The following is an 8773-nucleotide window of genomic DNA, read 5'->3' as shown; positions in this document are numbered from 1 at the left end:
TGGAGCGCCGTTGGCAAAAGGGGATCCAGGACGTCACTGTCCGGTCGGCCACCAGGAGAAACGGCCATCCGGAGGAAGTCCCGGGGCTGCCTCGCGCTCTGCACGATCCGGAAAATCCGCAAGAACACTCCGACCCCCGACGGCTACGGCGGATTAGGCTGCCGCGCCCAACACCGTCTCCAGCGAGGGCCGTCGTCGTGTTCTTCCACAGCAACAGAACCTGCCACAACACAACGACATTTTACGGAACGGCGGGTTGGACAGCAGGAAGTCGAAGTGGCGGGTGCGGAAGCCGTCGTCGGTGAGGGTGTCGCCGAGGTAGATGTTGTCGACGTCTTGGCCCTTGACGATCATGTCCGACTTACACAGGGCGTACGAGCGTGGATTGACGTCCTGGCCGTAGAGCACCGGGCGAGCCTTGGGATTCATGGCGACCAGGTGGTCGTAGGCGACCGAGAGCATGCCGCCAGTCCCGGCGGCGGGGTCATAGATGGTGCGCACCGTGCCCGGCTTGGTGAGCGCGTCGTCCTCGGTCAGGAACAGGATGTCGACCATCAGCGCGATGACTTCGCGGGGGTGAAGTGATCGCCAGCCTGGGTGGCGTTGGAGTCGGCGAACTTTCGGATCAGCTCTTCGAAGACGTAGCCCATGTCGTGCTGGGTGACGACGTCGGGGTGCAGGTCGACAGCAGCGAACTCCTTGACGATCAGATACAGCCGATCCGTTTTGGCCAGGTTGGCGATCTCATCGAGCATGCCGAAGCCCTCGAAGACGTCGCGCACGTTCGGGGAGAAGTGCTCGATGTAGTCGATGAGGTTGTCGGCCACACCCTCGGGGTCGCTGATCAGGGAGGCGAAACTCCACCGGGAGGTGTTGTAGAACGGCAGCTTGAACTTGTTCTTCAGCAGCACGTCGGGGTCGACCTTGGTCGAGCTGATCTTCTTGTACTCGGCGAGCACCTGGTCCTTGGTCGGCTCCAGGATGCAGTCCAGGCGGCGCAGGATCGTGAACGGCAAGATGACGTCGCCGAACTGATTGGGCTGGTACGGACCCCGCAGCAGGTCGGCGATCTTCCAGATCAGGTTGGCATGGTTCTGGGCCTGCGCGTTGGTCTGCGCCATGTCCTTGATCCGCTCCCTACAGTCGAATTCCAGTCAGAGCGAAGCTACCCCGAACGTCCGGGGCGAGGTCGCATGTTCTAGCCAGCGCCCCTGCCGTGGCGTCCCCGCTTCCCGCAGCGCCGAGCTGCGGTGGCCGCAGTATGTCGGGCTGCTCGGACATACTGATCGCCATGACCCAGGAAACTTGGATCGCCGCGACCTGCCGGTGCTGCAGGCTGTCGTCGACATCTACGAGGAGACGGGCACCTACCTCACGAAGGCGTCTGCGATCGAGGCGGCGACGGGACTCGAATCGGATGCCGTCCAGCCTGCACTGCGACGACTCAACACCGAGCCGTCATTTTTCGAGAAGGTCAATGCGGCGTTCGGCGGGATGATCGTCATGGTCGGGCCACCGACCAGGCATGCGCTTCAAGTCGCCGGTGCCTGGCCATCACCGGATCAACTCCTCGAACGGCTCATTACCGCCCTGGACACGGCTGGTGATGACGATGACCGTGGCGTCGAGGAGCGGACCAAGTTCAAGCAGCTCGCGGGCAACCTCGGGTCGTTCGCTGCCAAGGTGGCGATCGGTGCGCTGGGTTCTGCTGGTGGCAATCTGCTCAGCGGCTAGGACTAACGTCCAGCGCCGAACCCCCACGTAATCGTCTGCGCCAGCGCCTCCGTCCAGGCCTCGGTGACTTCCCGCCGCTGGTCGGCAGTGCGGTTGCGCCACAACGAGCCCGGGTGGTGTGTGCACCACACGACCGGCGACCCTCGGCGTGGCCTGCGGGTGGGCAAGTCGTCATCCTCCCACCACACCGTCGGGGCATTTGGGTAGATGGCCACCGCCGAATCGCGGGCGTCGTTGCCCAGCGCGATTACTAGCCGGGGCTGAACCAGCTCCAACTCGCGACGCAGAAAACTGCGGCAGTTCTCGATCTCGTAGGGCCGCGACGGACGGTTCTTGGGTGGGTGACAGTGCACGGCGTTGGTGATGAACAGATCGGATTTGTCGACCTGGGCCCGGTCTATGGCGGCCTGCAACACGTTCCCGGACTTCTCGAAGAATGGTTCTTGGACGGCCATGCACTGCTCGCAGAGGCTTTGGCCGACCAGCGCCACCGGGGAGGTCAGGCTGCCGTAGCCCGGTGCGGACTCGGTAACGCCGGTGATGTTCAGTCCTGGGCACAAGTCACATGCCTTGATCTCCGCGTCGAGTTGCTTCTTGACCCGCGTGGCATGCTGAAGCGCGGGGTCGAGTCTGGTCATGCGGACGGCCCCCTGATGCCCAGCAGCCGGTACATCGTCGGGCGGCTGACGTCGAGGGTCTTGGCGATTTCCGCTACCGGCTCGCCTGCAGCCCGCATTCGCTCGGCCAGCGCGATCTGGTCGGGGGACAGCGCCCGGGTCCTCCCGATCGGCAAGTTGCAGGCCTTGCGGGCCGCCTTGGCTGCGACTCGGCGTTCGCGGCTCAGTCCCAAACCCGCAAGTTCGAGTAGTCCTGCTTCGGGGATAGCTGGGACCGACGGGCGGTTAGGCAGCATCTTCGGCGAGGTACCGGTAGACCGTTGCGCGAGAGACGCCCAGCATCTTGGCGATGTCCGTGGCCGAGATGCCCTTCTCCCGGTGGTCGCGCGCTTTGGCGGCGTCGGCGTCATCGACCTTGCGGGGTCGACCCCCCTTGCGCCCGTTGGCTGCGGCGGCAGCTAGACCTGCGCGGGTCCGCTCGATCATGGTGTCACGCTCCAGTTGCGCGAAGGCGGCCATGATGGTCAGCATGGCCTTGCCCATCGGCCCGTCGGTGTGCAGACCCTCAGTGAGGCTGCGGAACCCTATCCCCCGCGAAGTGAGCTGATCGACGACGGCCAGCACATGCTGAGTGTTGCGTCCGAGCCGGTCGAGCTTCCACACCGTCAGGACATCGCCTTTGCGGAGGTGATCCAGGCAGGCATCGAGCTCCGGTCGCTGTGCGATCGAACCGCTTACGCCGTGATCGGTGAAGATCCGAGCAGCTCCGGCGTCCTGGAGCGCGTCGAGTTGAAGCTGAGGGTCCTGATCGGTTGTCGAGACCCGTGCGTACCCGATGGTGGCCACTGACGCTCCCGTCGCATATTCCCGTTGATTGCCAGGTTTTGAGAATACACATTATGCGACAGGGTTTCAAGACATTTGGGACGTGCGTTAGGCCTGGACGCGCAGCCCGTGGTCGGCCTGCTGCCGCAGTCGCATCAACCCATCGTTTTCGAGACTTCAGCCGAAGCTGAGGCGGGGCGTGTGCGTGACGCCCTTACCTGGAGCTTTAGAAAGTGGGGCTATCCACCCTCGGTACGTCCGTGAGAAAGCGATCCCGCCGCCACGTGTTACTGCGCGTGTCCGACGTGACGCTTCCAGGATGACTGAATCTCGTTGGCCAAGTTGCCCACGGAACGTCCAGCTTGGGCGATGTCGGCCATGGCCAATTTTGCGGCCTTCGCCACGGCGGGGTCCTGCCGAACGTAGTTCGCGCGAGCGATGCCCTCGGCGACGCCGACGACCTGAACGGCCAGGGATAGCGTGTTGATACGGGCCATGATCCAACCTTTCGATGGAAGAGAGCCGACCTTCTCGGCCAATCAGCAACATAGTGACTAAATTGAACATAGTCAACGCTAAATTGCTGCCAATGAGCTATAGTGCGCGTATGGATTTCTCGCTGGAAGCTTTGGGCAGCGTCATCCGAGAGCAGCGCGAAGCCAAGGCGCCCCCGACGACACAAGATGACCTCGGCAGACAGGCTGGGTACGGAGCAGGTGCAGCTGTTTCGATCTCTCGGATCGAAGCTGGGCTAACCCGACCCGGGCCGGAACGCTTCGCCGGGATCGCCGCTGCACTGGGTCTCACGCCGAACCAACTCGAGGATGAAGCTGTCAAGCGCACCGCCAAACTTGGCGGAGGCCACAGCAGACCAGTCTCTGGTCCTGGCGAGGCCGCCGATGAGCGCCCCAAGGAGCGCATCAAGCGAATCCAGGAGGAAGTCGACCGCCGCACGTCCCTGGTCACTGCGCTAGCCGGTGAGTTCAATTCCGCCCACGACCGTGCTCGCGATGAGTACTTCATGAAGTTCATCGCGGCAGCAGCCGAGATCAACGGGGCACCGCAACCGGACCCCACTGCCCTCGAAGACAGCAACGATTCCGATGACGTCGAAGCGGAGGCGGCCCGACAGTTCCAGTGGACCTCCTACGGGATCGGCCAAGTACTCGCAGGAACCGCCGGGGCAGCTGCAGGCGGAGCCGCCGTAGGCGGTGCAGCAGCCTACGGAACATTCATGGCCGCCGCTTCATTCGGCACCGCGTCAACCGGCGCTGCGATAGCTGGCCTCAACGGAGTCGCAGCAACGAACGCCGCCCTTGCGCTGCTCGGCGGTGGCACCGTCGCCGCTGGCGGCGCTGGAGTAGCAGGGGGCACACTGCTGCTGACCGGAATCGTCGCAGCCCCCGCACTGCTACTCGCAGCTGGTGGCCTGGCCTGGATGGTCCGGCGTAACCGCAAGCAGCAACAAGAACTCGTCCAGAAACTCGATGAGGCCGACGCTGAGCTGGCTGCAACCAAGCGCGGGTTCGACGCTTTAACCGACTTTCTTCCGCGCGCAACCAAGACCCTCGACTACATCGCGACACACGCAGCTCACGCGCTCAAGCGCTGGGAGCATCGCCTCGAATTACCGCCCCGAGCCTGGGAATCGATGTCTGCCGAACAAAAGCAGTACTACCAGTACTTCATCGACATCACCACCAGCCAACTGACAGTCGCCACTATCGACGTGCAGAGCCTCATGACAACCCGAAGCCACGAGCGCGAGCAACTGATCAGACTCACCGACGAAATCCTCACCCAAGCCCAATCAACCGTCGAGTCACTGGTCTAACCAATGGCACGTGGACTCCCCACACTCGCCCCGGTTCACCCCATCCACCCCAGCTCGCCTGGGCCCTGCGGGCGGGCATCAAGTCCAGCGGCTGAACGCGGTATCGCCACCGCCCGGTCGGGGCCGTTTTGCGGGCGCTGGGCCCTCGGTCTATCCGGGTGACAAGGTTGGCTGTGAGCGATTCCGATACAAGAACGACTTTCAGGCCTCCCCACCTGGGGACACAGGCCAGCGGCCACGCCTGCCGAGGGCCGTCTCGGAACTTGAAGGATCAAAACGCGGCCGGAGCGCGGCGATGGGTACGCTGGTCAGCGACGCGCCGCCTACAGCGATGCTCGCGACCGGCACCCCCGGTGGTACCGACTTGATTCATCGCCTCGATCGCGGCGTGCCGACCACACCTTGCAAACCGCGCATGTGCTCGGGGCATTTCACCGCCGCGGCTGTGGCGACGATCCGTCCGGCTTCCTCGTCGGTCAGTCCCCACGAAAGTAGGTCCTCGGACATCCCCTTGACCACGTCGCGCCTCGTCCCGTAGTAGTCGAAGTTGGCGCAGACGAAGGCCATCTGCCGTTCGGGGGTGGTAACCGGCTTCGCCGGATGCACGTACTTGTCCTGCCATCCCGGAGGGTTGGCCTGCGCAGTGGGAGGTCCGCCCAGTGCGATCGCGGTGAAGGAGATCAATAGCGTGGCGGCCCTGAGCGCCGTGCTGATGCAGGTCATGACATGCGCCTTTCGGGTGGGTTGGCGTGAACTCGTTTAGTCGCGATGAGGGAGACAAAGTCGACGACGTCGCGGTGGGTCAGCTTGTCGGCGAACTCTTGCTCACCGGGGCAGCCATGACCGACGATGAACGGCATCGCTCAACGCCCTCAGCGCCCCAACACGGGTGTGCGCGACAGGGCGGTGTATTCGTCGAGATATTCAGGGCACATCTCCACCAACGCAGCATCCATGATGGCCTTCGCCTGCGAGGGGGATCGTCCCCATGAGACCAGCTCGCTATGGATCCCCTTGAGCACATCGCTCCGGACCCCGTAGTAGTCGAGGCTGCCGCAGACGTGCACCCGCTGCTCAAAGCTATTGACGATTGGAATGCTCGCGCGCTCGTATTTTTCGTTCTGTCCCCAGTGAGGCCCGTCGTCGGCGCGCGCCGTGGACACGGTGGTCAGAGGTGTTGCCCCAAACGCCAGGAATGCGCTCAATACGGCGACCGCCCCGAGGGCGTGCCACTGAATCCTGCACCGACGCGACGAACGACGTTGTTCGGCACTATGGTGATCGGTCATGCGCATGCTCCTTACATGACTGCTCTGATTGCTAAATTGGGGCATTGGGGAACCATGCCTCGTAATGGCCTAGGCCTGAATGCCCGCCGATAGAAGAGATTTCGCAGAAATTGCGATCCGCGTCATCGAACCAAACCTGAACCCATCCGCTTTTCCCGTACTGGGTAAACCAGCGGACCCGTCCTGAACTGGCTCCTCGACTCCATGTCTCGATATGGATATCGCTCGAGTACTGAGGGTTGAGCGGATCGGGGTGGCGGGTAGCGCGCGACTTGTTACACGAAACGAACAACCGTTCGTCCGATGAACCGCAGGCAATCTGCTCGCCACCTGGCGAGTTGGGCCTGTATTGGCACCCCACGACACCGTTGTAGGCCGTGCCATCCGGAGTCGGGGGCAATAGTCCCGCGAAGCGCTGCACGATGTCCTTCGCTGGAAGTTCCCATGACTGGTCAGGCGCTGGAATAGCGGTGGTGGCGAACGTACGAGAGGTCGGCGGCAAGGCTGACGCGGTCGATGTACTGATCGGGGATTTTGACCGGGGATATATAACTCGTGAGTCGTCGTTGGTTGACGTGAGGATGCCGATGCCTATAACAGCAATCAGAAGAAGGAGAACAGAGCCGCCAGCGAAAAACACCGTACGACGGTTCAGCCGCGGCGGCTCTGATGGGTGGAATGAACGTGTGGGTTTGGACGCGAGAATCCGGTCGCGAGGCGTTTCGACTGGAGCGTGTTGTGTGGGCGCGAACGCTGCACTAAGGGTCGGAGCTGCCTCAGTTGGCGCGGCAGCGGAATAACTGTCTGCCAATTTTGAAGGGGTGACGCCTCTGGTCGCCACGTTGGCCCACCGTGTCGGTTCCGACAACGCCGCTCGTGCCGCGAGCGCGAGGACTTTCGGTGTGGCGCAGCGCTCGTCGGGGTCTTTGGCCATGCCGGTGGCGATGACGTAATCCAGCTCTGCAGGAACGCTGGCCCGGATAGCCGACGGTCGAGGAGGTGGGTCGAACATGTGGCCCGTCGCGATCTGCTCAAGGCTGTCTCCGGGAAACGGCTGCTGCCCGGTCAACGCCTGGTGCAGCACGCAGGTCAGCGCGTAGACATCGGCACGTGCGTCGACGGTGCCGGTACGGAACCGCTCCGGGGCCATGTACGGCCAGGTCCCCAACGTCAAGCCGGTGCTCGTCAGGCCCGTCTCCCCTGCGACGCGGGCGATCCCGAAGTCAATTAGGTAGGCGAAGTCGTCTTCGGCGACGAGGATGTTGGAGGGCTTCACGTCGCGATGGATCAGCCCGATGCGGTGCGCGGCGTCCAGGGCCGACGCTATCTGCTCGATGATCGCTACCGCCCGGTCAGGGGTCAGTGGCCCGTGGGCGATTAAGTCCTGGAGGTCGTGGCCGTCGACGAGGCGCATGGCGAGGAACAAGCGGCCATCGATCTGGCCGAAGTCGTAGATCGGCACCACGTGCGGTTCGTTGAGGCTGGCCGCCGCCTTGGCCTCCCGCAGGAAACGCTGCTGGAACGCGTCGTCACCGGCCACGTGCGCGGGCAGCACCTTGACGGCCACGATCCGCTCTGTGCCGGTGTCGAAGGCCCGCCAGACTTCTCCCATGCCGCCGCGGCCGAGTACCTCGACCAACCGGTAGCGTCCGAACGGCGTGCCTTCCATAGCGTCCTCTTCTAGGTGGTGCGGTTCATCGGGAGGTTAGGGCCGAGGCGCGACAGACTTGCTGCGCTTCTGGCTTCATGTGCCGTGAGGTGTCAGGGTGACTGGTCAGCAGAGCTCATGCTCCGCAGCCTCGGTCAGCCACATGATGGTTGCGCGGTCTAGGCCTTCGCCGCCGCTGATCCCCAACCGGCGAGCTTCCGAGCCGACAGCCTTGTCCGAGTCGGCCCGTGACGCGGGAATTGTCTGGCCGTCCGCCCCCTTGCGCAACTTTCCGCACGCCACCTTTCCCAGCTGCAGCGCTTGGGCATCAGTGATCGGGGTCTCGGCCTTGGCGTGCGCCTCGCGAAGGAAGCTGTTGGTGTCGGCGTGTGCGGTACCTACGACCGGTAGCGCGAGCACAGAGAGAACGGCGAACGCTAGAACGATTGGCACCCAACGGGTCACCTTGATTTGGGTCATTTGATCCCTTCCTGACTTCATGCGGTCCTATCTCGGGAGCGGATGAATCGCCTGGTCTTTACCGGCTGGGCCTGGCCACTCCGTCGGTGCCGACGGTCAGTCCCGGGCAGATGTACTCCATCGCGGTGATCAGCAGCTGGCCCGCGTGTGCTTCTGTAGTCCGCAGGTGTCCGGCGATATCCCGGACGGTGTAGCTGGTGGTCACGCTGCCGTGAAGCATGTTGCAGGTTCCGCGCCCGATCCTCAGCAGTGTTGCGTCATCACCGGGGTACTGCCCGCGGACGTTGTTGAGGAAGATGGCCTCGCCGCGATTCGGTGGCGGTGGCATCGGGCCGTCGTACGGCAC

The 8773-nt window shown here is 63.5% G+C and carries 14 protein-coding genes; 2 read left to right on the top strand and 12 right to left on the bottom strand.

Annotation, left to right across the window (positions count from 1 at the left end; genetic code table 11):
• Window positions 1-153: 153 nt before the first annotated feature.
• Together EJK91_RS22540 and EJK91_RS22535 are read right to left on the bottom strand one after the other, a co-directional pair.
• Window positions 154-555 carry an HsdM family class I SAM-dependent methyltransferase gene (locus EJK91_RS22540; protein ID WP_241178725.1) on the bottom strand — a complete coding sequence of 134 codons (402 nt, stop codon included), beginning with the start codon at window positions 553-555 and terminating at the stop codon, window positions 154-156.
• The gene (locus EJK91_RS22535) at window positions 555-1121 is read right to left on the bottom strand and encodes a type I restriction-modification system subunit M N-terminal domain-containing protein (RefSeq protein WP_241178724.1); all 567 of its coding nucleotides are present in this window, start codon (window positions 1119-1121) and stop codon (window positions 555-557) included. Before EJK91_RS22535 ends, EJK91_RS22540 begins: the two co-directional genes overlap by 1 nt.
• Window positions 1122-1305: 184 nt before the next feature.
• Between EJK91_RS22535 and EJK91_RS22165 the strand changes: the two genes are divergently transcribed.
• Window positions 1306-1734 (top strand): hypothetical protein, encoded by a 429-nt coding sequence (locus tag EJK91_RS22165; protein ID WP_241178723.1) that lies wholly within the window; start codon window positions 1306-1308, stop codon window positions 1732-1734.
• A 2-nt stretch (window positions 1735-1736) separates the two neighbouring features.
• Here the strand turns inward: EJK91_RS22165 and EJK91_RS16365 are convergent, their stop codons facing one another.
• The 4 genes from EJK91_RS16365 to EJK91_RS16350 form a co-directional block, all read right to left on the bottom strand.
• Complete coding sequence (locus tag EJK91_RS16365) at window positions 1737-2372, bottom strand: uracil-DNA glycosylase (RefSeq protein WP_206430432.1); 636 nt, start codon at window positions 2370-2372, stop codon at window positions 1737-1739.
• Window positions 2369-2647 carry a helix-turn-helix domain-containing protein gene (locus EJK91_RS16360; RefSeq protein ID WP_125079459.1) on the bottom strand — a complete coding sequence of 93 codons (279 nt, stop codon included), beginning with the start codon at window positions 2645-2647 and terminating at the stop codon, window positions 2369-2371. Before EJK91_RS16360 ends, EJK91_RS16365 begins: the two co-directional genes overlap by 4 nt.
• A complete protein-coding gene (locus tag EJK91_RS16355) occupies window positions 2637-3197 on the bottom strand; it encodes a recombinase family protein (protein WP_125079458.1) in 561 nt (186 codons plus the stop codon). The genes EJK91_RS16360 and EJK91_RS16355 overlap by 11 nt, the downstream gene beginning before the upstream one ends.
• 266 nt (window positions 3198-3463) lie before the next feature.
• The gene (locus tag EJK91_RS16350; protein ID WP_125079457.1) at window positions 3464-3673 is read right to left on the bottom strand and encodes a hypothetical protein; all 210 of its coding nucleotides are present in this window, start codon (window positions 3671-3673) and stop codon (window positions 3464-3466) included.
• Between the two features lie 62 nt (window positions 3674-3735).
• On the opposite strand from EJK91_RS16350, the gene EJK91_RS16345 reads away from it, so the two are divergent.
• Window positions 3736-5010 carry a helix-turn-helix domain-containing protein gene (locus EJK91_RS16345; RefSeq protein ID WP_125079456.1) on the top strand — a complete coding sequence of 425 codons (1275 nt, stop codon included), beginning with the start codon at window positions 3736-3738 and terminating at the stop codon, window positions 5008-5010.
• Between the two features lie 369 nt (window positions 5011-5379).
• Here EJK91_RS16345 and EJK91_RS16340 read toward each other — a convergent pair whose 3' ends face one another.
• From EJK91_RS16340 to EJK91_RS16320, 6 genes are all read right to left on the bottom strand, one after another.
• Complete coding sequence (locus EJK91_RS16340; RefSeq protein ID WP_125079455.1) at window positions 5380-5733, bottom strand: hypothetical protein; 354 nt, start codon at window positions 5731-5733, stop codon at window positions 5380-5382.
• A complete protein-coding gene (locus EJK91_RS21840) occupies window positions 5730-5870 on the bottom strand; it encodes a hypothetical protein (RefSeq protein WP_164517991.1) in 141 nt (46 codons plus the stop codon). The genes EJK91_RS16340 and EJK91_RS21840 overlap by 4 nt, the downstream gene beginning before the upstream one ends.
• 12 nt (window positions 5871-5882) lie before the next feature.
• On the bottom strand, window positions 5883-6299 hold the full coding sequence (locus tag EJK91_RS16335) for a hypothetical protein (RefSeq protein ID WP_125079454.1): 417 nt from the start codon (window positions 6297-6299) through the stop codon (window positions 5883-5885).
• A gap of 31 nt (window positions 6300-6330) precedes the next feature.
• A complete protein-coding gene (locus tag EJK91_RS16330; protein WP_125079453.1) occupies window positions 6331-7968 on the bottom strand; it encodes a serine/threonine-protein kinase in 1638 nt (545 codons plus the stop codon).
• Between the two features lie 105 nt (window positions 7969-8073).
• The gene (locus tag EJK91_RS16325; protein ID WP_164517990.1) at window positions 8074-8400 is read right to left on the bottom strand and encodes a DUF732 domain-containing protein; all 327 of its coding nucleotides are present in this window, start codon (window positions 8398-8400) and stop codon (window positions 8074-8076) included.
• Between the two features lie 85 nt (window positions 8401-8485).
• Window positions 8486-8755, bottom strand: coding sequence for a DUF732 domain-containing protein (locus EJK91_RS16320; protein ID WP_125079451.1), 270 nt, complete (start codon window positions 8753-8755; stop codon window positions 8486-8488).
• Window positions 8756-8773 lie beyond the last annotated feature (18 nt).

The sequence above is a fragment of the Mycobacterium sp. P7213 genome, from assembly GCF_900604305.1.
In the GTDB taxonomy this organism is placed as follows: domain Bacteria; phylum Actinomycetota; class Actinomycetes; order Mycobacteriales; family Mycobacteriaceae; genus Mycobacterium.
This window is presented reverse-complemented; position numbering and strand designations above follow the sequence as displayed.